Raw genomic sequence first — 24354 nt, forward strand, 5'->3', positions numbered from 1 at the left:
GCGCAGGGGCTTCGTTGCCGCGCCCGGATGCTTTCTGTATCGTGGACCGTTGAATGCTGGCAACGCAGGACAGCCGGCACAACGGAAGACGACTACATGAACGCATCGGGCAGCACCATTCAGACGGATGTATTGATCATCGGCGCGGGGCCCGTGGGCCTTTTCGCCGCATTCGAGGCGGGCGTCCTCGGGCTCTCGTGTCATATCGTGGATGCGCTCGGGCGTATCGGCGGCCAATGCATCGAGCTCTATCCCGACAAACCGATCTACGACATCCCCGCGATTCCCTCGTGCACCGCGCGGGAACTGGTCGACCGGCTTCTCACGCAGATCCGCCCGTTCGACGTGCCGATTCATCTCGACCAGCGCGTGCAGTCCGTCGAACAGCGCGACGATCAACGCTGGACGGTGCGCACAGAACAAGGCATGACCTTCGATGTCGCCGCCATTCTGATCGCGGCGGGCAACGGCGCGTTCGTGCCGCAGCGTTTGCAATTGCCGGAAGCAGCGGCGCTCGAAGGACGCGACGTGCTCTATAGCGTCGCGCGCATCGCGGATTTTCAGGACCGCGAGGTCGTGATCGCGGGCGGCGGCGATTCCGCGCTGGATTGGGCGAACGCGCTTGCGGGCGTCGCGCGCAAGTTGACGCTCGTGCATCGGCGCAACGGCTTTTCGGCGGCGGCGGCCTCCGTCGCGGCGATGAAGGCGAAGGTCGAGGCGGGCGAGATGAACTTCGTCGTCGGCATGATCGATTCGCTCGACGCGCCCGATGGCGCGCTGCGCGGCGTGCGCATCAAGCACGTCGAAGGCACGACGGATCTCGCGGCGGACAAGCTCATCGTGCTGTACGGACTCGTCGCGGATCTCGGGCCGATCGCCGGCTGGAATCTCGACGTGCGCGGCGGGCGCATCGAAGTGGATACGTCGAACTACGAATCGTCGCGGCCGGGCATTTTCGCGGTCGGCGATATCGCGAACTATCCGAACAAGCAGAAGCTGATTCTCTCGGGCTTTCACGAAGCGTCGCTCGCGTTGCGCAAGGCTTATTCGTACGCGTACCCGGACAAGAAGCGCACGCACATCCATTCGAGCTACGACGCGAAGCTCGCCGAGCGCGTGCAGGCCAGTGCAACGGACGCCTCGCATCCCGCGGGCTGACGGCAAGCGCGCCGGAACGCGGAGAGCAGGGTGATCGGGCGAATCATCCGCTGGGTGATGCTGCTTGCGTTCGTCGCGGCGCTGGTGCTGGCGTACGGCGTGTACACGCGACGCATCGCCGTGCCGGAACGCTACGATCCGTTCGCGCCGCTCGACGTGCGCGCGCCGCGCGGCCCGCTGACCGAATTCAAGCTCTGGCGCACGACCCGCGACCCGCAACTCTGCGATGCCGCGCTCGCGCAATCGGGCCTTCAGTATCGGCCGATGGCGGACGCGTCCGGGCCGGGCGGCTGCGAACTGACGAACGTCGTGCGCGTCACCCAATCGGACGACGTGCGCTTCAGCGCGCCGTTTCTCGCCACGTGTCCACTCGCGCTCGGCATCGCGTTCTTCGAGCATCAGTATCTGCAACCCGCCGCCATCGACATGTACGGCGAGCGCGTGACGCGCATCGAGCATGTCGGCAGCTACGCGTGCCGCAACGTGAATCATCAGAAGGACGCGGGGCTGAGTCAGCATGCGAGCGCCAACGCCATCGACCTGACCGGCTTCGTGCTCGCCAACGGCCGGCGCATCACGCTCGCGCGCTGGGAAGACACCGCGTCGCCCGATGCCGCGTTTCTGCGCCGCGTTCACGACGGCGCGTGCCGTTCGTTCGACACCACGCTCGGGCCGGACTACAACGCGTTGCACAAGACGCATTTTCACGTCGACATGGGCCCGTATCGCATCTGCCGCTAATGCACGCGCGAGTCGGATTCCAACGTGAGGTTCGCTAGAATCGAAATGAACGCGGCGTGCGTCATGCGATGCGCGCCGTCCGCATTTCATCTCCTACCGGAAGGAAAGAGCGCATGACGAATCGAGCGGCCCCGATACAGGAACCCTACGAACGACGCGCCTTGCTGCTGCATCTCGGCGATGTGCTGGAGACGGTGTTTTGCCTGAGCCAATGCGCCGACGAGTACGCGAGCATCGGCGACGCGGTGCGCGGCAACGACGCGCTCGCGGGCTTCGCGCTGCTCGGTTTCGTCGATGCGCGCATGACGCCGCGCGAGGTCATTCGGCGCGCATCGGGCGCGTTCTTCCTTTGGCCGAAGGCGCTGCTCGACGAATCGCTGAATCGTCCGATGCTCGCGAATACCGTCAAGCACGATCTCTTCGAGAACAATGCGACCGGCTGGCGCGCGTATGTGGAAGAGAGGCGCGGCGAAGTGCCGTGGTTCGGCGAGGACTTGCCCGAGATCGCCGAAAGCGCGGCGCCCGCGCATGCGGCCCGCGAGGACGCGCCGAAGCGAAAGAGCGAGACGCAAAAGCCGTCTCGCTATCTCACGTGGCCGTGGCCGAACAAGTCGGCGTGACCGCCGCTCGCGTATTGCAAACGATCAGGGCTTCTTGCCCATGCTGCCCGCGTCCGTATCGAAGCCGAGGCCGTTCGGGCGCTTCGGCGGCGGCGCTTTTCCCGCCGACGTCTTGCCCGGCTGCGTTTTCAGCACGCCGCTCGCGTTCTCGGCCGCGACGGCCGGCGGCGTGACGTTCTGTTCCCGATAGGCGGGCGTGCTGTCTTTATCGAGCCGGCTCGGTTTCGTCTGGTTGGGCTGCGTGTCCTGCTGACCGCTCGGGTGTCCCTCCGGCCTCGACGTCGGATTCTGCGCGTTCGCCGCGAATGCGAACGTCGCACCTGCCAGCATCGCCGCCAGCCGGGCGGCTGCCCCAAAAGTGGGTCTCATCTCGTTCTCCCAATGTTCTGTCCTTTGCTTCGTTAAAAGCAAGCAGCGGACCCGGCCGCTTTCCTTGTCGATGCGCAAGGTGTCGCGTCGCGGGATAAGCACACGCTGAATTCCGTTGTTCGCCGTCAAAGAGACGCGCGCCGCTCGCCGGGACAATCGAGCTTTCAACCGAAAATGCGAAAAATGAGAACGAAAACGAGAACGAAACTTCGGGCGGTGCTGTTGGCAAGCGCGGCTGTCTTTGCGGGGACGGCATATGCGAACGATGCAGCACCGGCCAGCGATGCAGCGATGACCGGCATCCACGCCGGGGACGTGCTCGTGCGGCTGCGGGCGATCAGCATACAGCCGCAGGTGTCGGCGGGCGGAACGCTCGGCTCGCTCGGCGTCGATGTGAACAACGCGATCGTGCCGGAGCTCGACTTCACGTACATGATCCGCGATGAGATCGGCGTCGAGCTGATTCTCGCGACATCGCGGCATCAGGTGACATCGAACATCGGCGGACTGGGCGGCGTGGGCGTGCTCCCGCCCACGATCCTGCTGCAATATCACTTCAATCATCAAGGCCATGTGCGGCCCTACGTCGGCGCGGGACTGAACTACACGTACTTCTACAACGACAAGCTGAAGGCCGGCGATACGCCCGTGTCCATCAAGCGCAGCAGCTTCGGTCCGGCGTTGCAGGCAGGCGTGGACGTGGACGTCGCGAAGAACGTGTTCGTCAACGCGGACGTGAAGAAGATCTGGATGCGCACGAGCGCGTCGGCGGGCGCGGCGGATCTGGGGTCGCTCAAGATCGATCCGTGGGTGCTCGGCGTGGGCGTCGGCATGAAGTTCTGACGCGGCGGCGGGGCGCGCCCGATGCGGAATTTGGCGGAAGATGCCGGTGCTTCTGGCGTGGCGCGGTGCGTGGGCGCGGTATCCTTGACAGCAGGCCCGGCGCAGACTCGCGGCCATACGCGCGAGCGACGCGGTGGCGAGCGAACTGCAACGACTAAAAACACCGCATCGGGGAACGCAGTCAATGAAACCGTCACATCTCGCGGGAATCGCCTTGCTCGTCGGCTCTTGCGCCGCTCTCGCGCAGCAGCCGATGACCTTGCCCGGCCGCAGCCAGAGCGCGGGACAACAGGCCGTGGACAACGCCGCCTGCTATGCGTACGCCAATCAGACGACGAAGGTCAACATGGCGCGCGAGTCGCAGGCTGCGCCGAAGCAGAGCACAGCCGACACGCGCACGATAAGCCCGCCGCGTGCCGTCGAACCGCCGCTGCCGCCGACGGCATCGGGCGCGCTCGCGGCATCGGCTGCGTCAACGGCTTCGGGGGCGTCGGCCGCCGTGGCGGCGTCCGGGGCATCGGCGGCTGTGGTCGCGGGCGCATCGGCGCCGCGCGGCGCGTCGGCGGCGAAGCCCGCGTCCGGCGCCGCAGGCACAGGCGTGGCAGGTGTGCCGGCGATGCCGGGCACGGCGAGCGGCGCATCGGATGCGCTCTATAGCGGCGACATGAAGATGCCGCCGCTTCCTCCGCCCGAGCCGCCGATGGTCCGCTACTGGCGCGCGTACGGCGAGTGCATGCAAAACCGCGGATACTTCGTGCGATGAGCGCCTGAGCGCGCTCGAGCTTCGTCGCGAGATTGCGGCGAGGCAGGCAACGCCGGGAGCGATGCATGAGCCGCCATTTCATTCACGAAGGACATTGCGCGTGCGGCGCGGTTCGGGTGCGCGTGTTCGCGGAGCCGAAAGAGGTCAATCTCTGTCACTGCATGACGTGCCGCCGCATCCACGGCGCGCCGTTCGGCGTGTACGCGATCTTCGAGCGCGACGCGGTGGAGGTCTGCGGCGACACCATCGCGTGGGAAAGCTCCGCGACGGGGCGCCGCCATCACTGTCCGGCGTGCGGTTCGCCGGTCTATCTCGCGTTCGATGGCGTGCCGGAGATCGAAGTACCGACCGGCATCTTCGACGAGATCGGGCTGTATCCGCCCGAGTATGAGATCTGGTGCGATACCGCCGAGCCGTGGCACGACGCTCAAGGCAGGGCGCGTTATGTGCGCAGCAGGCCTCAATAGCAGCGAGGCAGTCCACGAGCGAGTTGACGCCGTCCGTTTCAGCACAAACGGCGCGGCCTCAGAAGCGGGCAATACTTCAAGATCGATGTGACGACGGCCGCCTTGAGATTCAGCGGCAACGAAGACTGCGCGGGCACGACCGTCAAGGCCGGCCGCGTTTGTGCGCAGCCGGCCTCAATAGCAGCTCGGCAGTCCACGATCGAGTTGACGCGCTGCGCCTCAGCTCAGACGGCGCGGCCTCAGTAGCGGGCAATACTTCAAGATCGATGTGACGACGCCCGCGTCGAGCTTCAGCGGCAACCAAAATGCGCGGGCACGAACGCCAAGGCCGGCCGCGTTCCGTGCGCAGCCGCCTCAGTAGCAGCTCCGCAACGCACAATCGAATCGACGCCGTGAGCCTCAGCACAAACGGCGCGGCACGACCGGTAGGGCCGGTTGCGTTTAGTAGCGGGGCAACGCATCTCGTTCGATATGACGACGCCCGCCTTGCACAGCGCGGGCGCAACCGCGCAGACCGGCCGCGCTACGTGCGCAACCGGCCAGATCAGCGCCTCAGCACTCCACAATCGCCTTCACGACGCCCGCCTTCGGATCGAGCAACGACGAAAACTGCGCGGGCACATCGTTGAGCGCCATGCGATGCGTGTTGAGCGCATCCGTCGGCACGTCGCCTCGGCGCATCGCGGCGAGCACCGTCTCGAAGTCCTCGGGCGTCGCATTGCGGCTCGCGAGCAGCGTCGCCTCGCGCTTGTGAAACTCGGGATCGGCGAAGGAAATGCGGTCCGGCACGATCGAAACGAGCACGTACTTGCCGCCATGCGCGATGAACTCGAAGCCGCGCTCCATCGCGCGCGAATTGCCGGTCGCATCGAACACCACGTCGAAAAACTCTCCATTCGTCAGTTGCGACAACTCCTCCTTGTCGCGCTCGCCGATCTGCACGGTGGCGTTCACTTTGAGTTCGCGCTTGCAGAACGCGAGGCGGTCTTCGCGCGTATCCAGCGCGGTGACGTTCGCGCCGCGCAGCCGCGAGAACGTGATCGCCGCCATGCCTATCGGTCCGGTGCCGACCACCAGCACGCGCTGGCCCGGCTGCACGTCGGCGCGGCGCACGGCATGCGCGCCGATCGCGAGGAATTCGACCATCGCCGCCTGATCGAGCGTGACGCCTTCGGCCTTATGGACGAATTGCGCGGGCAAATTCAGGTATTCCGTGAACGCGCCGTCGCGATGCACGCCCAGCACCTGAATGTTCACGCAGCAGTTGGTCTTGCCCTGACGGCACGCGATGCACTTGCCGCACGACAGATACGGCATCACATAGACGGTATCGCCCGCTTTGAGGCCGCTGGCGGCGTCGGCTTCCTCGATCACGCCGGACAACTCGTGGCCCATCACGCGCGGATACGACAGATACGGCTGATTCCCGGTGAAGATGTGCAGGTCCGTGCCGCACACGCCGACGCGCTTTACGCGCAGCAGCACTTCGTTCTCGGCGCGCTGCGGCTTCGCGCGTTCTTCGGCCTTGAGGGTGCCGGGGGTTTCGCAGATGACGGTCAGCATCGTGTCTCTCGTTCGAATAAGGTGGGGCAGCGCATCAATCTATCGGCGCGCCGCCGTTTGGTCAAGCCAATTCCAACATCGACGAAGTGGTAAGGCCGGTGCATCGGTGGGCATTTCGCCTTATATTTTCAAGATACCGCACCGGCAACTACCGCGCGTTCTTTTGCGCACCAAGGACAGCACGTGCTTTCACTTCATGACTTTGTCGAGCGGCATCCGCGGCTCTTCGTACTTTCCGGCGCGGGCATCAGCACCGAGTCCGGCATTCCCTGTTATCGCGATCGCGAAGGCCAGCGCACCGGCCGTGCGCCGATTCTCCTGAAAGACTTTCTCGACTCCGATTACGCGCGGCGGCGCTACTGGGCGCGTAGTCTGATCGGCTGGCCGGTGGTGGCGAGCGCGCGGCCCAACGCGGCGCATCACGCGGTGCGGGCGCTGGCGGCGCGCTCGCGCGTGCATCGGCTGGTGACGCAGAACGTCGATGGGCTGCATACGCGCGCCGGAAACCCGGACGTGATCGAACTGCACGGGAACATCGGCCGCGTGCGCTGCATGGACTGCGGCGCGCGGCACGAGCGGGCCGACGTGCAACGCCTGCTCGAAGCGGCGAATCCCGACTTCGTGGGCTACACGGCGCCCGCCGTGCCGGACGGCGACGCGCTGATCGAAGACCTGGACTTCGGCGCGTTCGACGTGCCCGGCTGCACGCGTTGCGGCGGGCTATTGAAGCCGGACGTGGTCTTCTTTGGCGAAGGCGTGCCGCGCGAGACCGTGCAGGACGCGGCGAGCGCGCTCGATGGCGCGGACGCGATGCTCGTCATCGGCTCGTCGCTGATGGTCTATTCCGGCTACCGCTTCTGCGAGTGGGCCGCGAAAAGCGGCAAGCCGATCGCGGCGATCAACATCGGCAAGACGCGCGCCGATGCGCTGCTCGCGCTGAAGGTGGAAGAGCCGTGCTCCGAGGCGCTGGGCGAGCTGATCGCGCGGCTCGACGCGCGATCAGCAGGCAGCGAAGCGGCGCCCGCCTAGCGCGCCTTATTCGACAACACCCTGAGCACCTGGGGCTGCCGCCCGGCATCCGACCTCCGCTAGAACAGCGCGGGCCGCGTTGCGGTGAAGGTGTCGAACCTTCTCTGCGCGCGCGAAGGTGGAAGCGTCGTGCTCCGTCCGGGGCGCTGGCAATCAGCGAGGCCGCGCCCGCCTAGCTTGCCTAGCTTCTTGCCTCGCGCGACAACACGCCGAGCGCGTCGGCGAGCCGCTCAACATCCGACATCCGCGAAAAGAGCGCGGGCGTCACACGCACCACGTCTCCCGCGTCGGGGCCGGGCCGCGTTACGGTGAAGATGCCGAAACGCTCGCGCAGCGCATCGCACGTCGTCCGGGCGCTTTGACCGTCGAGCCGGAAAGCGGTGATGCCGACCGCCATCGACGGATCGTCGGGCGTCAGAATGCGCACGCCCGGCAGCGCGCGCGCCGGCTTCACCCACGCATCGCGCAACGCTCGCAGACGCGCTTCCTTCGCGTGCGCGCCGATGCGCGCGTGCAACTCCAGCGCGGCCGGCACGGTGAGCCACGCGGCGAAGTTCGGCGAGCCGGTATGCACGCGCGAGCGGATGTCGTCGGCGGGCCAGGTGCGGTCGCCGAGATACGCATCGATGCTGCTCAGGTGCCCGCGGCGGATGTAGATTGCGCCGCAGCCGAGCGGCGCGCCGATCCACTTGTGCAGATTCAGCGCGGCGAATGGCACGTCGAGCGCGGGCACGTCGAAGTCGAGCGCGCCCCAGGAATGCGCGGCATCCGCGATCACGTCCGCGCCTGCTTCTTTCGCCAGCGCCGACAGTTCCGCGACCGGCATCACGAGGCCGGTGGCGAAGCAGACGTGCGAAACCAGCACGAGCCGCGTTCGCGGGTGGGTGCGCAGCCCTTCGGCGTAGGCATCGATGACCGCGCGGCCGAAATCCTCGTCCGCGCGCGGTTCGGGAATCATGATCCGCACCGGCGTCACGCCGCGCCGCTCGCGCAGCCATTCCATCGCGTCCTTGCCGCACGGGTAGTCGAGGTCGCTGTAAAGCACCGTGTCGCCCGGCGACAGGCCGTTATAGCCGCTAATCAGCGCGAGCAGCGCCTCCGTCGCATTGCGCGTCAGTTCGATTTCCTCGACGCCGCAGCCCATCGCCGCCGCGACGCGCTCGCGCAGGCCGTCGTGGATCGCGCCCCAGTGCGGGCGCACGAGCGTCGTCGTTTCGTAATTCAGGCGGTCGATCCAGTGATGGAATACCGATTTCACCGGCTCGGCCATCGCGCCCCAGTAGCCGTTCTCCAGATTGACGACCGCATCCGTCTGCCGGTACAGCCCGCGCACGGCGTTCCAGTACGTCTCGTCGGCGGCGACGTCGGCGGGCGACGCAGGCGTGGGCGGCAGCGCGCGCAATGCGGCGTCGAATTCGGGCGTGCGGATATCGAGCGGATCGGTCATGAGCAAAGTGGAGGCGCAAAGGCGTCATTATCGTCGACGAACAGAATATCGACGATGACGCGCGCAGCCCTTCAGACGAGCGCCCGCCGCGCCGTAATAAAGCCCGAGGGCACGACGCGACGCAAGCCAAGAGCGTGAGCGCGATGCATACAACGATTTTCCGGACCTGAGAGAGCCCAAGCGTGAATTTCCGCAACATCACCATCAAAAACAAACTCATTGCCGGCTTCGGACTGCTCGCCGTGCTGCTCGTGCTGGTCGCGGGCATGTCGCTGCGGGCGCTGTCCACGGCGACCGACGGCTTCGCGCATTACGTGCACGGCATCAACGCGCGCGCCGACGTGGCCGCGCAGGTCCGCGCCGCCGTCGACCGCCGCGCCATCGCAGCGCGCAATCTGGTGCTGGTCACGAAGCCCGCTGATTTCGAAGTGGAAAAGGCCGACGTCGAGCGCGCGCACGCGGACGTCCAGGCGCGCCTCAAGCAGTTGCAGGACATGCTCGCCTTAGCAAGCGACGCGAGCGACCAGGCGCGCAGCCTTGTCGGCGAGATGACGCGCGTCGAGGCGCTGTACGGGCCGGTCGCGACCGCCATCGAAGCGCTCGCGCTGGCGGGCCGTCACGACGAGGCCGTCGTGAAGCTCGACGAGGATTGCCGCCCGTTGCTCGCGCGCCTCGTGAAGGCCACGGAAGACTACGCGACCTACACGAACGTGCGCCGCGACGAAATGGTGCGCGAATTCGAGGCGAACTATCGGACGCAGCGCAACGTTTTGCTCGCGCTGTGCGTGTTCGGCGGGCTGTTCGCCGTGATCGCGGGTATCGTGGTGACGCGCTCCATTACCGCGCCGATCGCGGAAGCCGTCGGGATCGCGCAGACCGTGGCGCGCGGCGATCTGCGCAGCCGGATCGTCGCCGAGACGAAGGACGAAACCGGCGATCTGCTGCGCGCGCTTGCCGACATGAACGCACGCCTGACCGATACCGTGAGCCTCGTGCGCGAAAGCGGCGGGGCAGTCGGCAGTGCGGCAAAGGAACTCGCGATGGGCAATACCGACCTGAGCCAGCGCACCGAAGAACAGGCGGCATCCCTCCAGGAGACGGCGGCGAGCATGGAAGAGCTGACGTCCACGGTCCGCCAGAACGCGGACAACGCGCAGCAGGCGAGCTCGCTGGCATCGAATGCGTCGGAAGTCGCGCGCAAGGGCAATGATGTCGTCGGCCGCGTCGTATCGACGATGCAGGGCATCAGCGACAGCTCGGCGCGCATCGCGGAGATCACCGGGATGATCGAGGGCATCGCGTTCCAGACGAATATCCTGGCGCTCAACGCGGCGGTCGAAGCGGCGCGCGCGGGTGAACAGGGACGCGGCTTCGCGGTGGTCGCAACGGAAGTGCGCAGCCTGGCGCAACGGTCCGCGACGGCGGCGAAGGAGATCAAGGAACTGATCGCGGAGTCGGTCGACAAGGTGCGCGACGGCTCGGCGCTCGCGGGGGAAGCCGGCTCGACGATGAGCGAAGTCACGCAGGCTGTCGCGCGCGTGACCGACATCATGGAGGAAATCGCGGCGGCGTCGGTGGAGCAGGGACGCGGCATCGAGCAGATCAATCAGGCCATCACGCAGATGGACGAAGTGACGCAGCAGAACGCGTCGCTCGTGGAGGAAGCGGCGGCCGCGTCGCATGCGCTCGAGGAGCAGGGGCGCAAGCTGAACGAGGCGATGGCGTTTTTCAGCGTGGAGGCGGGCGGTTCCGCTGTTGCGGCGCCTGCGCCGGTCGTCGCGCGCAAGGCAACGCGGCCCGCGCCGGTGCGCAAGGAAATGGCGAGCGTGGCTGCGGATGGGAGTGGGTGGAGCACGTTCTGAACGGCAATCTACGCGTGGCAGGTCGCTGTGCGGTGCGCTTCGCGTTCGCATCGACGATTGCGTGCCGGTCGGTTTCGCCGCGACGCAGACATCAGGCGCGTTAGGCGCGTCGGCGGGTCCGCGACGCCGTTGGCAGTCCGCGCCACGCGGCGCTCCACGTTAGTAACGACGCACACGCGCCGTTCAATTGCGAAGCTCGCTTGCGCGCATTCGGCGCGTCGGCGAGCGAGATGTTGATGGCGACGGGGCGTCGGCGGTGCTAACCGGCGAAAGTCCCGGTCAACGCCCCGCCGCCTTCACGCATTCACATCCACGATGACCCGCCCTTTGATCTCACCGCGCAGCAAACTCGCCGCGCTTTCCGGCGCATCGGCGAGCGAAATCGTGCTCGCGACGCGCTCCATCGTCTCGACGGGCACGGCCGCCGCAATCGCGTTCCACGCCGCGATGCGCCGCTCCCTCGGCACGTAGACGCTATCCACGCCGAGCAGCGCGACGCCGCGCAGAATGAACGGCGCGACCGTCGCCGGGAAATCCATACCCTGCGCGAGTCCGCACGCGGCGACCGCGCCACCGTATCGCAAGCTCGCGCAGACGTTGGCGAGCGTGTGGCTGCCGACGCAATCGACCGCCGCCGCGAACCGCTCTTTCTGCAACGGCTTGCCCGGCGCGGACAACGTCTGCCTGTCGACGATATCCGCCGCGCCGAGTTCGCGAAGCCGCGCCGCTTCCTCGGGCCGACCCGTCGATGCCAAGACGCGATAGCCGCGCTTCGCGAGAATGGCGACCGCGAAGCTGCCGACGCCGCCGTTCGCGCCGGTCACGAGCACGTCGCCGTCGCCGGGCGCGACGCCGTGCTGCTCCAGCGCCTGCACGCAGAGCATGGCCGTATAGCCCGCCGTGCCCACGGCCATCGCCTGACGCGTCGTGATGCCCGCGGCGAGCGGAATCAGATGCCCGGCCGGCACGCGCGCCTTCTGCGCGAGGCCGCCCCAGTGCGTTTCGCCCGCGCCCCAGCCGTTCATCACGACGAGGTCGCCCGGCTTGTAATCCGCGTGCGTGCTCGCCTCGACGACGCCCGCGAAGTCGATGCCGGGCACCATCGGAAAGGTCCGCACGACCGGTCCCTTGCCCGTGATCGCGAGCGCGTCCTTGTAATTGAGTGTCGAATATTCGATGCGCACGAGCACGTCGCCCGGCGGCAAACGCGACTCGTCGATTAACTGAGTGGACGCAACCGTGCGGTCGTCCTGTTTGTCGAGCAGCAGCGCGTTGAACATAGGAGTTCCGTCGAACGTAAGAGGGATGCAGCGGCCACCGCGCCGCTGCGTCATTCAATCACGAGGTCAGTGATGTTCGAATTCGGCGCGCGGCGCCGGCGTGGCCTTCACCTTCGAGTACTGGAATTCGGGCAGCGCCTTGATGGCGTCCTTGGTCGCGCCCGGCAGCACGAGCTTGCCGTTCTTCACGTCGATCTGCTCGATCGGAATCGCCACGTCGTGGTGCGACACGCCGAGGAACTGATTGGCCGCGATGATCGCGAACGAGACCGAACGGTCGGGTGCGACGATGATGTCGTGGATCACGCCGACGCGCGCGCCTTCGTCATTGACGACAGGCTTGTTCAGGATCGACTTCTTGACGCTCCATCCGTCGATGATCGCGGTCGAGACCTGGACGGACACGCCGAGCGGCTGCGCGCCCGCGACCTGCGCGAACGAAGGGGTGGAAACGAGCGTGGAAGCAAGGCCGATGGCCGACGAAGCGAAGAGCGATGCCACGAGTTTCAAGTTCATATCGATTCCTCAAAAGATTTGGCAAACGGTTCTGTGAAGACGCGCAATGGACGGCGCGGTAGCAGTTTGACCGTTTACCGGGGCTTTTGCAGGAATCGCGTCGCCACCGTTAGCCGTCAGTGCGATATGTGCTTGAGCGCATTGCTTTTGTGGACCGCGCGCTTGCCGCTCTTGTCGCTTTCGACCTCGTAGTGGGGATCGTCTTTGGACGCGTTGACGGTGTGACCGTCGAGCGTGGTGCGCTCGGAAATGACGCGCACCACGCGGCCCGTGGTTTCGCCCTGCGGCGTGTTCCAGCTTACGTGGTCGTGGACTTTCAGCGATCGGCTCATGTCGGGCTCCGGTGAAGGTGACATGCGCAAGCTGCAACGGCCATGCCTGTCGCCGGAATCAGCGTAGACGCATGAGCGTGGCTTCGTCCGGGTGGCCGTCGAAATGGCGGCGCAGCGTTTCGTCGAAGATCGGCTCGTCGGGCGCGGCGCGCGCGAACAGCGTCATCGACGAATGGAATTTCATGTGGTCCGGATAGCCGAAAATGTCCTCGACGCTGCGCCCCTCGACGCGATTGACGATGCCCGTCAGCTCGACGAGCCGCGCGCCCAGCACCGGATGGGCGAGATACGCCTGCGCCTCGGCAAGCGACTGAATCGCGTAACGCTGCGCCATCGGGCTGTGCCCGAGCCCGGCGATCTGCGGAAACACGAACCACATCCAATGCGTGCGTTTGCGGCCGGCCGAGAGCTCGGCGCGCGCTTCATCGATGACGCTTTCCTGCGCACTCACGAAGCGTTGCAGGTTGAACGGATCGCCCATCGATTGTCTTCTCCCGTTGAACGTCACGCGACGGCTTCCTGGATGCGCCGCTTCAGCGCCGCATCAGGATAGACGCCGATGCCCGCGTGAACGTTGTCGATCATGTACTCGCGGCGGCCCGTGCCCGGAATGACGCACGTGACCGCCGGATTGCCCAGCACGAATTTCAGCAGAAGCTGTGCCCAGCTCGCGCAGCCCAGTTCCGCCGCGAATGGCGGCAGCGGCTTACCGCGCAGTTCGGCCAGCAGCGACCCGCCGCCGAACGGCTGATTGACGATCACCGCGACGCCGCGGTCCGCGGCGAGCGGCAAGAGGCGCGCTTCGGCGTCGCGGTCGTTGGCGGCGTAATTGATCTGCACGAAGTCGACGCGCTCGGCGCGCAACACGGCTTCGACCTGCGGGAACGCGCCCGACGTGTAGTGCGTGATGCCGATATAACGCACGCGCCCGGCGGCTTTCCAGTCGCGCAGAGTGGCAAGCTGCGTGCGCCAGTCCAGAAGATTGTGGATCTGCATCAGGTCGATGCGGGGCGCGACGAGGCGCTGCATCGACTGCTCCATTTGCGCGATGCCTTCCTCGCGGCCTTCTGTCCAGACCTTGGTCGCGATGAACGCCTTGTCGCGCGCGTGCAGTTCGGTGAGCAGCGCGCCGGCGACGGCTTCGGAGCTGCCGTACATCGGCGACGAATCGATGACCGAGCCGCCCGCCGCGAACAGCACGCGCAGCACGTCGGCGAGTTCGCGGCGGCGGGCGGCGTCATTGCCGACATCGAAGGTGCGCCAGGTGCCGCATCCGACGACGGGCAACGTTTCGCCGGTCGAGGGAATCGGGCGCTTGTGCATCGGTTCGATGGCCGCGTCCGCCGCGAATGCGCGAGCGGCGGGCAGGGCGAGCGCGGCGGCCGCAGTCGCGCGCAGGAAATCGCGCCGGGCGGGCGAGCGGCGCGTGTTGGGAGGCTTCATGGCTATGACTCCCGCTTTCGTTGTGCAAGAGCCACAGAATAAAACGCGCGGCGCCGACCCGCGCGCTACTTCTTCCTCGCTTCCTCCAGACACGCGGCGAGCTTTTCGAAGTAGGCGAGCGCCTTGGCGGTCGGCACCACCGATTTCGTGCGCAAGTCCGCGCCGGTTTCATCGAGCGTGACGAGACCTTGCTGTTTGAGGCGCGTGAGCTTGCGGTGCACGGTGGCGGGCGCGCCGGCGACCGACAGCGCCATCGTTTCGGTGACCGTCAGGGTGCGGCCTGCGTGCCAGGCCGCCGTCAGCGCCTCGAGAAGGCGCTCCTCGGCGGCGTCGAGCTTCGGCACGGACGGCAGCGCCTGTACGGCTTGGGCAAGATTCAGAAAGCGAAAGTAAGCGTCGACGAGCGGTTTCTTCGTCATGGTCATGCGCTTGCTCCAGCACCCAGGGAATTTGAGATCGTAGTGCAGTGAATCATACTTGTCTGCGTCCGGCGCTCCGCCACAAAAAAACTTATCAAGCTGATAAGCAACTGCTATGATGCGAAATAATCGAGTTGGCAATGAATCGCTGAATATGGCTGATTGCTACGCGAGAACCTGAGAGAGATGAGAGAAGCAGTGGAATGGGCGCCGCCTGGCATCATAGCCGGGCGGCGTCATCCACCGGACGGTTCACGAGTCGCCGAGACGCCGCCGCAACGGCGCGAGTGTCACCATCGCCCATAACGCCAGTTTGATTGCATAGATCACGATCAGACTGCCGGACAAATCTCCCACCACCATGACCACGAAGCGCTTGCCCGCGCCCGCGGCTTCGCCGTGCATGGCGAGCCAAATCTGATGCAGTGCGGGACTGGCAATCGAATACAGCAGAATCAGCAGAAGAAGGCGCTTCGCCGTCAGATTCGATAAGGACGTGCGCAATCCGAGCGCGCCAGTCGCGAACAGATAGATGAGATAAGGCGCGAGCGCTGAAATGGTGCCGTAGAAAAGCGACCGCACCGGATCGTGCGGGAAATACAGGAAAACGCAACTGACCCAGGCAGCGCACAGCATGCCGATTGCGCCGGCTTCCCCGAAAAGTAGCGTACAGAGCAAGCGCATGCCGGCGGGCAGATAAATCCAGTTAGCGCCGGGCACGTACTCGGAATGCGGAAACAGTAATTCATTCCCCACAAGCGTGATGAGAAAGAGCGCGGCCGTGCCCGCGATAATCGGAAGGCGTTGACGAAAATATTCCATGAGACGTGGTAACGGTGATGCGGCGGCGCGAGCGTGAAGCCTTCGACTCGCGGCGCGGCTGAACCCGCGCAAATCGCAAAATAAGCAGCGTTATTTTATTGATCGAATTTCACATCAACGTGCCTATCATTCAAGTCGGCACCTTTTATTACAGTGAAAGACGCAGTCGATCTGGCATCGTGCGCTGTCATTGCTCTCGTTCTGAAAATGCACGTTCAATCCGACGCCCAACTTCCGGTCAACATAGACAGCGTTCGCGCGTTGCGCATGGCAGGGCGGGCGCCCGAAGCGCAAGCCATGCTGCGCGAGATCGCTGCGCGGCCTGATGCCGGCGGCGTGTGGGCGGGGCAAATGGGCGTCGACATGAGCTATCTCGGCCTGTTCGCCGAAGCGGAAGCGTGGCTGCGGCACGGCCTTCACTACCCGATGTCGGACGTGTTCCGTTACCGGCTCACCGAAGAGCTGATCATGGTTCTGTTGAGCCTCGGCAAATATCACGAAGCCCACGAACTGCACCGCGTCAATCGCGACACCGGGCGCGCGGAAGCGCTCCTCGACACCTTGTTCTGCGGCGACAGGCCGTGGATCGAGCGGCTCAAGCCGAAGATGCTGGGCATGGACGAGCCCGTCGCCGGCAAGTCGATCCTTTTGCTCGTCGAAGGCGGTTTCGGCGATTTCGTGCTCTTCTCGCGCTATGTCGATGCCCTGTTGCGCGAAGGCGCGCGCGAGGTGGTCATCGAAATGTTCGACTTCTGGCGCGACGCCGTGCGGCCGCGACAGGGCGTGCGCTTTTCTGTTCCGACGGTCGAAGCGCGCACGGTGGAAGCGCAACGCTGCGACCGCGCCGCCACCGTGTTTCATTTGTGGGCACGCTATCAACCTTCGCCGTACGCGCCGCAAGCCGATCCGGCAGCGCTGATCGGCCTCGACGCTGCCATGGACCTGCCGCCGGAGGCGAACGCGCTCTTGCAAGCGGACGGCCCGCGCGCGAAGGTCGGGCTGATCTGGCGCAGCGCGAGCAGTGCGCGCCACGAGCCGTATCGTTCGATGCAGCCGGGCGACCTCGCCAGCCTGCTCGCCGATACGACATGCCGTTTCTACTCGCTGCAAGTGGGCGAACCGGACGAGGCCGAGCGCGCGCTGATGCAGGCGCACGGCGTCGTCGACATCGCGCCGTATCTGCACACCTTCGGCGCGACCGGCCGCGCGTTCGAGGCGCTCGATCTGATCATTTCGATCGACAGCGGTCCGGCCCATCTCGCCGCCGCGCTGAATCGCCCGGTGTGGGTGCTGCTTGCACAGGCGTGCGATTGCCGCTGGTACGACTGCGCGCGCTTCACGCCGTGGTATCCGTCCATGCGTCTCTATCGACAGACGCAACTCGGCGACTGGTCGCACCCGCTCGCGGAATTGCGCGCGGATCTGCATCGCTTCCGCCGCGTCGAATGACGCTTACGGCTTGCGCAACGCCTAAGTGCGCCGAAAGCCGCGGAAGCGCTCGCGTTGGTGCTCTTCGTCGAAATGCGCGCGCGCCGGCTTCACGAGATCGCTGCGCGAGACGATGCCGACAAGCCGCATCGACGCCTTGTCCGCCACGACCGGCAGCCGTTCCAGGTCATGCACGGCGAGGCGCGTGGCCGCAAGACGACACGGTTCGCCGGGCAGCGCGACGGCAGGCGCGGCTTCGTTCTTCTGCGCGAGCGCGTCGCCGACCGTGACGGCGCCCGCCTGCGACGTCTCGCCGAGCGCCGCCAATGCCGCCAATGCCGCGCGATCCAGCATGCCGACGAGCGCGCCGTCGCGCACCACCGGATACGCGCGGTGCGCCTGCTGCGGCCCGAAATGCCGCGCGAGGACGTCGGCGAGTGGCGTCGCGGCGTCGATGGTGTTCACGTCGCGCGTCATCACTTCATCGACGTGGTGACGCTCAAGCGGGTCCACCCCGTATTCGCGATAAATGTGATAGCCGCGCCGCGCGATCTTCTCCGTCATGATCGAGCGGCGCATCACGACGGTGGCGAAGCCGTGCGCGACGAGCGTGGCCGCCAGCAGCGGCAGGAGCGCGTTGCTGTCGTGCGTGAGGCCGAACGCGAAGACGATGGCGGTGAGCGGCGCGCCGAGTGTCGCGCCGAGCGTCGCGGCCATGCAGACGAGCGGCCAGAGCGCCGTGTCGTGGCCCGGCAGGACCGCGCCGAGCACCGTGCCGAGGCCCGCGCCGAGCATCAGCAGCGGCGCCAGCACGCCGCCCGACGTGCCGGACGCGAGCGCCACGACCCAGATCACCGCTTTCACGGCCAGAATCGCGAGCGCCACCTGAATGGCGATGTGCTGATGCAGCAGATCGCCGATCACGTCATAGCCGACGCCGAGCGCGCGCGGCTCCAGATATCCGCCTATGCCGACCACGACGCCGCCGATGGCCGGCCACCACATCCAATGCAGCGGGAGCTTGCCGAACGCATCTTCGAGCTTGTAGAGCGCCGCCGAGAGACCCGACGCGAGCACGCCCGACAACAGCCCCGCGACGAGGCACGACAGCAGCGAAATCATGTGCGGCGGCTGCGTCTGCATCGGGAAAAGCGCGCCGGTGCCGAACACGAACGCCCGCGCGAAGCCGGCCACGGCGCATGCGAGCGCCACGGGCAGAAAACTGCGCGGCCGCCATTCGAAGAGCAGCAGTTCCACGGCGAGCAGGACGGCTGCGACCGGCGTGCCGAACACGGCGGTCATGCCCGCCGCCGCGCCCGCCACGAGCAGCGTCTTACGCTCGGCGGCCGTCACGTCGATGCACTGCGCGATCAGCGAGCCGAGCGCGCCGCCCGTCATGATGATCGGGCCTTCCGCGCCGAACGGCCCGCCGCTGCCGATCACGATGCCCGAGGACAGCGGCTTCAGCACCGCGACCTTCGGCGACATGCGGCTCTTGCCAAAGAGAATCGCTTCGATGGCTTCGGGAATGCCGTGGCCGCGAATCTTCTCGGAGCCGAAGCGCGCCGTCAGCCCGACGATCAGCCCGCCGATCACCGGAATCACGATGACCCACGGACCCAGCGTATTGAGCGCGGGCGAGCGGTCCTCGATGGAGAACGTCTGGAAGAAGAACAGATTCGTGAATAGATGGATGAGCCCGAGCAGCACGACCGCCGCGAGCGTGCTGATGCCGCCGATGACCGCCGCGAGCCCGCAGATGCGCAGCAGCCGGTCGTTCACGGAAAAGTCGCGTTTATGATGATTCATGCCTGTCACTCCAAAAACTCCGCGAGACTCAGAGGTCGATTTGCGGGACGCGGAACGCGCCGTCGAGCGATTTCAGCTCCGCGCGATGCAGCGCCGCGAGGCGCGCGAGCACCTGCTCGCCGCGCGCTTCGAGATGCACGTGCACTTGCCGGCGATCCTCCGCGCTCTGCTCGCGCCGCACGAGCCCGAGCCCTTCGCAGCGCGTGACGAGCGCCACGACGCCGTGATGATGCGACTGCAGTCGCTCGGCCAGCTCGCCGACCGTCGCCCACGCGCGGCCCGGAAAGCCCTTGATGTGCAGAAGCAGCAGATATTGCAGCGGCGTGATGCCTTCTTCCTGCGCGGCGCGCTCGGAAAAACGCTCGAAGCGGCGCATCTGATAGCGGAATTCGGAAAGCTGCTCGAAGTCCGGCTTGGTGAGGGTGCGTGCGGTTTTCGTCATTTCTTCAGGCGCTCTTGCGCTCGCTCGCGAAGCTCTGGCGATACAGCCCCGAGATCAGATCGGTTTCGGTGATCATGCCGAGCAGGCGCTCGTTGTTGTCGGTCACCGGAATGTGGTGGTGCCCGAAGTCCGCGAACATCGGCACGAGTTCCGCGATGGGCGTGCGCGAGTCGACCGTGCAGACATCGGTGGTCATCAGCGAGCCGACGCGCGCCGGCGCTTGCGCCGGGCCGCGCATGATGCGCTCGACGGCGCGCGCGAAAGCATCGCGCGGCGCGGACCGGTGCGCGGGCGCGAGGTCCGCTCGTGTGACGATGCCGCGCACGCGCCGCGTCATGTCGATCACCGGCAGCGCCTTCACGCGATGCCGCGCGAGCAGCGCGAGCGCCTCGTCGACCGTGGTGTCGGGCGTCACGGACACCACGCCGCGCGACATGATGTCCGCGCAACTGAATTCGGTGAAGCGGCGCGCGTAAGCCTGTAACTGCGTTTCGCGCAGCAGTGCTTCGAGATCGTCCGGATCGACGTCGAGCATTTCGCTGCGGCGCGCGAGCACGGCTTCGAGATCGGCGCGCATGAAGGCCGCGCCGTCCGGCGCTTTCGGCGACGCCTGCGCGACGTGCGGATAACGGTGCCCCGTCAGCGCGTGATAGACGATGGCCGAGCACAGCAGCGCCGCCGACTGGATGGCCACCGGCGCGAGCACGAAACCGTAGCCGAGCGCGTGAATCGACGGGCCGCCGAGCACCGCGGTCAGCGCCACCGCGCCCGAAGGCGGATGCACGCAGCGCAGCGCGAACATCCCGCAGATGGCGAGCGCGATGGCGAGCGCGGCGGCATCGACGGGATCGTGGATCAGCGCGGCGCACGTCACGCCGACGATCGCCGACACGAGATTGCCGCCGATGATCGACCACGGTTGGGCGAGCGGACTCGCGGGCACCGCGAAGAGCAGCACGGCGGAAGCGCCCATCGGCGCGATCAGAAACGGAATCGCCGAGGTATCGCCGACGAGCAGGCGCGCGATGCCGCCCGTCAGCGCAATGCCGATGAGCGCGCCCGCGCCCGCGCGCAGCCGTTCGGCCCATCTGAGCGTGACGGGAGCGGGAAGGAAGCCATGTAACCAGCGTAAGAGGACGGTGCGCGACACGTTTTCAGCGAGGAGTTCTTGTGAGAGGGTCAATGAATCGCGCGTCGGGAACGCGGCGAAGCGTGAAATTATATCGCAACGTGATACAAATTGTCGCGGCGACTTCGACTCGGGTACGATGAACGTACGCGCGTTTCCTCGTGAGCCGAACATGAGCCGGTTGTTCATGCGAATCCCGTACGCAGTGGCGCTGTGGCTGGTCGCGATCGGCGCGTGGGCCGCGCCGGCGCCGGACGCCGACGAGCCGTCCACCGTCGTGAGCGACGTCCACGAGTTCGTCGTCGCGGACGACGGCTCCGTCAGCGAGGACGACCGCACCGTACTGCGCGCGAACACGGCCGCGGGCGTCGACGAGATCGCGCAGCGCTACGTGTGGTACGACCGCAGCGTGTCGAAGGTGGAGATCGTCGAGGCGTATTCCGTCGATGCGAACGGCGCGCGCCACGACGTCTCGTCCGATCAGATCCGCGATATTCAGGAGCCGCGCTCGGCGGGCGCGCCGACGTTTCAGGACGCGAAGCTGCGCGCGGTGATCTTTCCGGCTGTGGGCGTCGGCTCGACGGTGCACTTGCATTCGCGCAAGAGCCAGGCGAGCCCGGTCATTCCCGGCCAGTTCGGCTATTACGTCGAGCCGGGACAGCGGCCGGTGCTGGATCAGCAACTCGTTTTCGATCTTCCCGCGACGAAGCCGCTCTACGCCGATACGCGCGGCTATATCGCGCGTGCGCCTGTCACCGCAAACGGCCGCACGCGCTATGTGTTCGATTACCGTCGCGAGCGGATTGCGCGCATCGAAAGCGGTTCCGTCGGCTATGCGCAATACGGCGACCGGCTGATGGTGTCCACGTTTCCCGACTACGCGAGCTTCGCGGCGAGCTATCGCTTATCCGCCGCCGATGCGAGCGCGAGCGATCCAGCCGTGCGGGCGCTCGCTCGAACGCTGACCGCCAACGACGCCGACGCGCGCGCGAAGGCCCGGACGCTCTACGACTGGGTGCGCCGCAACATTCGCTACGTCGCGATGTTCATCGGGCAGAGTCCGGCCGTGCCGCATCGCGTGACGGACGTGCTCGCGAACCGCTACGGCGACTGTAAGGACCACGTCGCGCTCTACGGCGCGCTGCTCGACGCGGTCGGCATTCGCAACGAGCCCGCGTTGATCGCCCTCGGCTCGGTCTACTCGCTGCCTTCGGTGCCGGGCTACGGCGCGGGCGCGATCAATCACATCGTCACGTATCTGCCGGACTTCGCGATGTTCGCGGACAGCACGGCGTCGAGCGTCGAGTTCGGCTTCTTGCCGCTGGCGGACATGGACCGGCCGACACTGCTCGTCGATAGCGGCGCGCTCGCTCGCACGCCCGCGACTCAGCCGTTGTCGCGCACGGCGCGGCTTCAGATCGACGTCGCGCCGCAAGGCGAGGCGACGTTCGCATATCGGGTGCAGGACGCGGGATGGAGCGCCGAACTGGAGCGCATGAATCTGCGGCTCGCGAGCGCGCAGCGGCGCGACCAGATCGCCGCGGACCGCCTGCGTTTCACGAACTTGCGCGGCGCGGGCGCGCTGACCACGACCGACGTCGATGCCACCAGCGGCCCGTTCGCGACGACGCTGCGCGGCACGCTCGACGACGTCGTCTGGCCGACCGGCACGACCGCCTTGCCCGCGCTCACGAGCCTGTCGGGCGGCATCGCCACGCAGACGCGCAACTGGCTCGCGGAGCGCTCGCGCACGCAGCCTTATCTGTGTGTGGGCGGCGCATACGACGAGGTATCGCAGATCGCGCTGCCGAAGACCATGCGAGTCGCCGAAGTGCCCGACGATCTCGACCTGACGAGCGGCTTTTTCCGCTATCGCTCGCGCTATGTGTTCGATGAAGCGAGCAATGTGATCCAGGTATCGCGCACGCTGGATGCGCGCTTCGGCAAGCAGGTCTGTTCGCCGGAAGATTTCGAGGCATCGTTGCCGGCGCTTCGCAAGATCGAGCGCGATACGCAGGCGCAAATCATCGTCAAAGTATCGGCGCAGTGAGAGCGGTCACTGCGTGTCGCGCGCCACGCGAAAGCCGTTCTGCGACTGACGCACGCTCGCGCTGTACTTGAAGCGCGTGGCCGATTGCATATAGTCGCCGCCTTCGCGCCACGAACCGCCGCGAATCACGCGCACCGAACAGGAGGGCTCGTCCCACACGCGGCCATCGGCGGGCGCGCCCTTGTATGAGCTATGCCAGCAGTCGGCGACCCATTCGCAGACGCTGCCGTTCATGTCGTAGAGGCCATACCCGTTGGGCGCGAACGAACCCACGGGCACCGGCGCATCCGCGTGATACGGCTCGCCGCAGTCCTTGCAGTCGGCCGTGCCTTTTTTCATCTGATCGCCCCACCAGAACGTGCTTTGCGTGCCGCCGCGCGCGGCGAACTCCCATTCCGCTTCGCTCGGCAGACGATACGGCTTGCCGCCCTTGCAGCCCTAACTGACGCTTCACATCCAACGAAATGGGCCGCAGAGCGCTGGGCCGGCCACAACATATCGGGCTAGCTGAAGCATCGCATGCATCGTTCAAGCCCGCAAAAGCAAGGCTGCCCAACGGAGGCTTGCAGCTTGAGCCGAGCAATGCCTCGCTTTGACACGGGCGACGTGCTGCCGCTACGCTTGGCACGACCGCCCGCGTCCGTTGTGGCGTACGATGGGGCAGTCATGGTACTTTTTGCGTCCGTGAACCAACTCGTACATTCTCGAGGTGTTGTCGATGACCCAGCCGCAATCCGCTGACCTTTCCACGGCCGCCGGCGCGATCCCCGATTCGGAAACCGGGAACAACCCGCTCGGCATTGCGGGGCTGGAATTCGTGGAGTTCTCGAGCCCGGACCCGCAAGGTTTAGCCGCGCTGTTCGAACGGCTAGGCTTCGTGCCGGTGGCGCAGCATGTCAGCAAGGCAGTGACGCTGTATCGTCAGGCCAGCATGAATTTCCTGCTGAACGCCGAGCCCGATTCCTTCGCCACGCGTTTCGCAGAGACACATGGCGTCGGCATTGCGGCCATCGGCATTCGCGTGGTGAACGCGCAAATCGCTCATGAACGCGCGGTGGACTACGGCGCGTGGGACTTCGAGGGCGAGAAGATCGGCCCCAACGAACTCGCCATTCCCGCTATTCAGGGTATCGGCGATTCGCATATCTATTTCGTCGATCACTGGCCCGGCAAGAACAGCGGGGAAGCCTCGATCTACGACATCGACTTTCGGCCGCTCGATCAAGCGCCCACTGAACTCGACGGTACGGGACTGCTCGAAGTCGATCACTTCACGCAAACCGTCGGCGCGGGCCGCATTCAGGAGTGGCTCGACTTCTACCGGGAAGTGCTGCACTTCGAAGAGATTCACGAGGTGCATCCGGACTGGCACGTGTCGCAAGATTCCGCTGTCACGGTTTCGCCGTGCGGTTCCATTCGCATTCCCGTGTATGAAGAGGGCACGTATCGCACGGACCTCATGCAGCAGTATCTGCCGGACCATGAAGGCGAGGGCGTGCAGCATATCGCGCTTGCGTCATCGGACATCTTTGCTTCTGTGGATGCCCTGCGCGCACGCGGAGTTCGTTTTCTCACGCCCCCGCCGCGCTATTACGACGAGATCGACACGCGTTTGCCAGGACATGGCCTCGATATCGAGCAGCTGCGTACACGCGGCATTCTCGTCGACGGCGAGATACTTCCGGACGGCACGCCGCAACTCTTTCTCCAAACGTTTCTCGAACGCCGGCCCGGCGACATGTTCTTCGAGATCGTCGAGAGACGCGGGCATCATGGCTTCGGCGAAGGCAATCTGGATGCGATAGCAAAGGCGCAACGCTGA

At 66.1% G+C, this 24354-nt stretch carries 25 protein-coding genes; 11 read left to right on the top strand and 14 right to left on the bottom strand.

Annotated elements, in window-relative coordinates:
* Positions 1-96 precede the first annotated feature (96 nt).
* From LDZ26_RS16100 to LDZ26_RS16110, 3 genes are all read left to right on the top strand, one after another.
* Complete coding sequence (locus LDZ26_RS16100) at positions 97-1158, top strand: NAD(P)/FAD-dependent oxidoreductase (protein ID WP_244850191.1); 1062 nt, start codon at positions 97-99, stop codon at positions 1156-1158.
* A 30-nt stretch (positions 1159-1188) separates the two neighbouring features.
* Positions 1189-1899, top strand: coding sequence for an extensin family protein (locus tag LDZ26_RS16105; protein WP_244850194.1), 711 nt, complete (start codon positions 1189-1191; stop codon positions 1897-1899).
* A 113-nt stretch (positions 1900-2012) separates the two neighbouring features.
* Positions 2013-2519, top strand: coding sequence for a hypothetical protein (locus tag LDZ26_RS16110; RefSeq protein ID WP_244850197.1), 507 nt, complete (start codon positions 2013-2015; stop codon positions 2517-2519).
* Between the two features lie 24 nt (positions 2520-2543).
* Here LDZ26_RS16110 and LDZ26_RS16115 read toward each other — a convergent pair whose 3' ends face one another.
* Positions 2544-2888 (bottom strand): hypothetical protein, encoded by a 345-nt coding sequence (locus LDZ26_RS16115; RefSeq protein WP_244850199.1) that lies wholly within the window; start codon positions 2886-2888, stop codon positions 2544-2546.
* Between the two features lie 183 nt (positions 2889-3071).
* Between LDZ26_RS16115 and LDZ26_RS16120 the strand changes: the two genes are divergently transcribed.
* From LDZ26_RS16120 to LDZ26_RS16130, 3 genes are all read left to right on the top strand, one after another.
* Positions 3072-3731 (top strand): OmpW family protein, encoded by a 660-nt coding sequence (locus tag LDZ26_RS16120; RefSeq protein WP_244849186.1) that lies wholly within the window; start codon positions 3072-3074, stop codon positions 3729-3731.
* Between the two features lie 184 nt (positions 3732-3915).
* On the top strand, positions 3916-4494 hold the full coding sequence (locus LDZ26_RS16125; RefSeq protein WP_244849187.1) for a hypothetical protein: 579 nt from the start codon (positions 3916-3918) through the stop codon (positions 4492-4494).
* Positions 4495-4559: 65 nt separating this feature from the next.
* On the top strand, positions 4560-4961 hold the full coding sequence (locus LDZ26_RS16130; RefSeq protein ID WP_244849188.1) for a GFA family protein: 402 nt from the start codon (positions 4560-4562) through the stop codon (positions 4959-4961).
* Between the two features lie 552 nt (positions 4962-5513).
* Here LDZ26_RS16130 and LDZ26_RS16135 read toward each other — a convergent pair.
* Positions 5514-6524: a zinc-binding alcohol dehydrogenase family protein gene (locus LDZ26_RS16135; RefSeq protein ID WP_206468337.1), complete on the bottom strand. Its 1011-nt coding sequence runs from the start codon at positions 6522-6524 to the stop codon at positions 5514-5516.
* Between the two features lie 102 nt (positions 6525-6626).
* Between LDZ26_RS16135 and LDZ26_RS16140 the strand changes: the two genes are divergently transcribed.
* The gene (locus LDZ26_RS16140) at positions 6627-7553 is read left to right on the top strand and encodes an NAD-dependent protein deacetylase (RefSeq protein ID WP_255775068.1); all 927 of its coding nucleotides are present in this window, start codon (positions 6627-6629) and stop codon (positions 7551-7553) included.
* 181 nt (positions 7554-7734) lie between these two features.
* Here the strand turns inward: LDZ26_RS16140 and LDZ26_RS16145 are convergent, their stop codons facing one another.
* Positions 7735-9000 carry an aminotransferase class V-fold PLP-dependent enzyme gene (locus LDZ26_RS16145; protein ID WP_244849190.1) on the bottom strand — a complete coding sequence of 422 codons (1266 nt, stop codon included), beginning with the start codon at positions 8998-9000 and terminating at the stop codon, positions 7735-7737.
* Between the two features lie 182 nt (positions 9001-9182).
* Between LDZ26_RS16145 and LDZ26_RS16150 the strand changes: the two genes are divergently transcribed.
* A complete protein-coding gene (locus LDZ26_RS16150) occupies positions 9183-10862 on the top strand; it encodes a methyl-accepting chemotaxis protein (protein WP_244849191.1) in 1680 nt (559 codons plus the stop codon).
* A gap of 296 nt (positions 10863-11158) precedes the next feature.
* Here LDZ26_RS16150 and LDZ26_RS16155 read toward each other — a convergent pair whose 3' ends face one another.
* The 7 genes from LDZ26_RS16155 to LDZ26_RS16185 all read right to left on the bottom strand — a co-directional run bounded on the left by LDZ26_RS16155 (position 11159) and on the right by LDZ26_RS16185 (position 15674).
* Positions 11159-12142 (bottom strand): MDR family oxidoreductase, encoded by a 984-nt coding sequence (locus tag LDZ26_RS16155; RefSeq protein WP_244849192.1) that lies wholly within the window; start codon positions 12140-12142, stop codon positions 11159-11161.
* Positions 12143-12208: 66 nt separating this feature from the next.
* On the bottom strand, positions 12209-12658 hold the full coding sequence (locus LDZ26_RS16160; protein ID WP_244849193.1) for a PRC-barrel domain-containing protein: 450 nt from the start codon (positions 12656-12658) through the stop codon (positions 12209-12211).
* A gap of 116 nt (positions 12659-12774) precedes the next feature.
* Positions 12775-12990, bottom strand: coding sequence for a DUF2945 domain-containing protein (locus LDZ26_RS16165; RefSeq protein ID WP_244849194.1), 216 nt, complete (start codon positions 12988-12990; stop codon positions 12775-12777).
* A 58-nt stretch (positions 12991-13048) separates the two neighbouring features.
* Positions 13049-13471 (bottom strand): DUF1810 domain-containing protein, encoded by a 423-nt coding sequence (locus LDZ26_RS16170; RefSeq protein WP_244849195.1) that lies wholly within the window; start codon positions 13469-13471, stop codon positions 13049-13051.
* A gap of 23 nt (positions 13472-13494) precedes the next feature.
* A complete protein-coding gene (locus tag LDZ26_RS16175) occupies positions 13495-14433 on the bottom strand; it encodes an aldo/keto reductase (protein WP_244849196.1) in 939 nt (312 codons plus the stop codon).
* A 65-nt stretch (positions 14434-14498) separates the two neighbouring features.
* Positions 14499-14858, bottom strand: coding sequence for a winged helix-turn-helix domain-containing protein (locus tag LDZ26_RS16180; protein ID WP_175941611.1), 360 nt, complete (start codon positions 14856-14858; stop codon positions 14499-14501).
* Positions 14859-15104: 246 nt separating this feature from the next.
* The gene (locus LDZ26_RS16185; protein WP_244849197.1) at positions 15105-15674 is read right to left on the bottom strand and encodes a hypothetical protein; all 570 of its coding nucleotides are present in this window, start codon (positions 15672-15674) and stop codon (positions 15105-15107) included.
* A 267-nt stretch (positions 15675-15941) separates the two neighbouring features.
* On the opposite strand from LDZ26_RS16185, the gene LDZ26_RS16190 reads away from it, so the two are divergent.
* A complete protein-coding gene (locus tag LDZ26_RS16190; protein ID WP_244849198.1) occupies positions 15942-17123 on the top strand; it encodes a glycosyltransferase family 9 protein in 1182 nt (393 codons plus the stop codon).
* Between the two features lie 21 nt (positions 17124-17144).
* Here the strand turns inward: LDZ26_RS16190 and LDZ26_RS16195 are convergent, their stop codons facing one another.
* From LDZ26_RS16195 to LDZ26_RS16205, 3 genes are read right to left on the bottom strand one after another with little or no spacing between them, the layout of a single operon-like run.
* Entirely contained in the window at positions 17145-18911 is a 1767-nt protein-coding gene (locus LDZ26_RS16195; protein ID WP_244849199.1) for a chloride channel protein, read from the bottom strand.
* A 28-nt stretch (positions 18912-18939) separates the two neighbouring features.
* Complete coding sequence (locus LDZ26_RS16200) at positions 18940-19353, bottom strand: MarR family winged helix-turn-helix transcriptional regulator (protein ID WP_244849200.1); 414 nt, start codon at positions 19351-19353, stop codon at positions 18940-18942.
* 4 nt (positions 19354-19357) lie between these two features.
* Positions 19358-20503, bottom strand: coding sequence for an HPP family protein (locus LDZ26_RS16205; protein ID WP_244850246.1), 1146 nt, complete (start codon positions 20501-20503; stop codon positions 19358-19360).
* 166 nt (positions 20504-20669) lie between these two features.
* Between LDZ26_RS16205 and LDZ26_RS16210 the strand changes: the two genes are divergently transcribed.
* Positions 20670-22532: a DUF3857 and transglutaminase domain-containing protein gene (locus LDZ26_RS16210; RefSeq protein ID WP_244849201.1), complete on the top strand. Its 1863-nt coding sequence runs from the start codon at positions 20670-20672 to the stop codon at positions 22530-22532.
* Between the two features lie 6 nt (positions 22533-22538).
* Here the strand turns inward: LDZ26_RS16210 and LDZ26_RS16215 are convergent, their stop codons facing one another.
* Positions 22539-22943 carry an SUMF1/EgtB/PvdO family nonheme iron enzyme gene (locus tag LDZ26_RS16215; RefSeq protein ID WP_244850248.1) on the bottom strand — a complete coding sequence of 135 codons (405 nt, stop codon included), beginning with the start codon at positions 22941-22943 and terminating at the stop codon, positions 22539-22541.
* Positions 22944-23250: 307 nt separating this feature from the next.
* Here LDZ26_RS16215 and LDZ26_RS16220 point away from each other — a divergent pair, with 307 nt between their 5' ends.
* Entirely contained in the window at positions 23251-24354 is a 1104-nt protein-coding gene (locus LDZ26_RS16220; protein WP_244849202.1) for a 4-hydroxyphenylpyruvate dioxygenase family protein, read from the top strand.

It is taken from the genome of Caballeronia sp. SL2Y3 (assembly GCF_022879575.1).
Lineage (GTDB): Bacteria > Pseudomonadota > Gammaproteobacteria > Burkholderiales > Burkholderiaceae > Caballeronia.

Bases quoted from the DNA above. Each gene is read 5' to 3' on its own strand.
- LDZ26_RS16155 (WP_244849192.1), bottom strand. From the start codon at position 12,142: ATGTTCAACGCGCTGCTGCTCGACAAACAGGACGACCGCACGGTTGCG.
- LDZ26_RS16125 (WP_244849187.1), top strand. From the start codon at position 3,916: ATGAAACCGTCACATCTCGCGGGAATCGCCTTGCTCGTCGGCTCTTGC.
- LDZ26_RS16195 (WP_244849199.1), bottom strand. From the start codon at position 18,911: ATGAATCATCATAAACGCGACTTTTCCGTGAACGACCGGCTGCTGCGC.
- LDZ26_RS16160 (WP_244849193.1), bottom strand. From the start codon at position 12,658: ATGAACTTGAAACTCGTGGCATCGCTCTTCGCTTCGTCGGCCATCGGC.
- LDZ26_RS16220 (WP_244849202.1), top strand. From the start codon at position 23,251: ATGACCCAGCCGCAATCCGCTGACCTTTCCACGGCCGCCGGCGCGATC.
- LDZ26_RS16100 (WP_244850191.1), top strand. From the start codon at position 97: ATGAACGCATCGGGCAGCACCATTCAGACGGATGTATTGATCATCGGC.
- LDZ26_RS16170 (WP_244849195.1), bottom strand. From the start codon at position 13,471: ATGGGCGATCCGTTCAACCTGCAACGCTTCGTGAGTGCGCAGGAAAGC.
- LDZ26_RS16110 (WP_244850197.1), top strand. From the start codon at position 2,013: ATGACGAATCGAGCGGCCCCGATACAGGAACCCTACGAACGACGCGCC.
- LDZ26_RS16210 (WP_244849201.1), top strand. From the start codon at position 20,670: ATGCGAATCCCGTACGCAGTGGCGCTGTGGCTGGTCGCGATCGGCGCG.
- LDZ26_RS16190 (WP_244849198.1), top strand. From the start codon at position 15,942: ATGGCAGGGCGGGCGCCCGAAGCGCAAGCCATGCTGCGCGAGATCGCT.
- LDZ26_RS16175 (WP_244849196.1), bottom strand. From the start codon at position 14,433: ATGAAGCCTCCCAACACGCGCCGCTCGCCCGCCCGGCGCGATTTCCTG.
- LDZ26_RS16180 (WP_175941611.1), bottom strand. From the start codon at position 14,858: ATGACCATGACGAAGAAACCGCTCGTCGACGCTTACTTTCGCTTTCTG.
- LDZ26_RS16165 (WP_244849194.1), bottom strand. From the start codon at position 12,990: ATGAGCCGATCGCTGAAAGTCCACGACCACGTAAGCTGGAACACGCCG.
- LDZ26_RS16120 (WP_244849186.1), top strand. From the start codon at position 3,072: ATGAGAACGAAAACGAGAACGAAACTTCGGGCGGTGCTGTTGGCAAGC.
- LDZ26_RS16145 (WP_244849190.1), bottom strand. From the start codon at position 9,000: ATGACCGATCCGCTCGATATCCGCACGCCCGAATTCGACGCCGCATTG.
- LDZ26_RS16130 (WP_244849188.1), top strand. From the start codon at position 4,560: ATGAGCCGCCATTTCATTCACGAAGGACATTGCGCGTGCGGCGCGGTT.
- LDZ26_RS16200 (WP_244849200.1), bottom strand. From the start codon at position 19,353: ATGACGAAAACCGCACGCACCCTCACCAAGCCGGACTTCGAGCAGCTT.
- LDZ26_RS16135 (WP_206468337.1), bottom strand. From the start codon at position 6,524: ATGCTGACCGTCATCTGCGAAACCCCCGGCACCCTCAAGGCCGAAGAA.
- LDZ26_RS16115 (WP_244850199.1), bottom strand. From the start codon at position 2,888: ATGAGACCCACTTTTGGGGCAGCCGCCCGGCTGGCGGCGATGCTGGCA.
- LDZ26_RS16185 (WP_244849197.1), bottom strand. From the start codon at position 15,674: ATGGAATATTTTCGTCAACGCCTTCCGATTATCGCGGGCACGGCCGCG.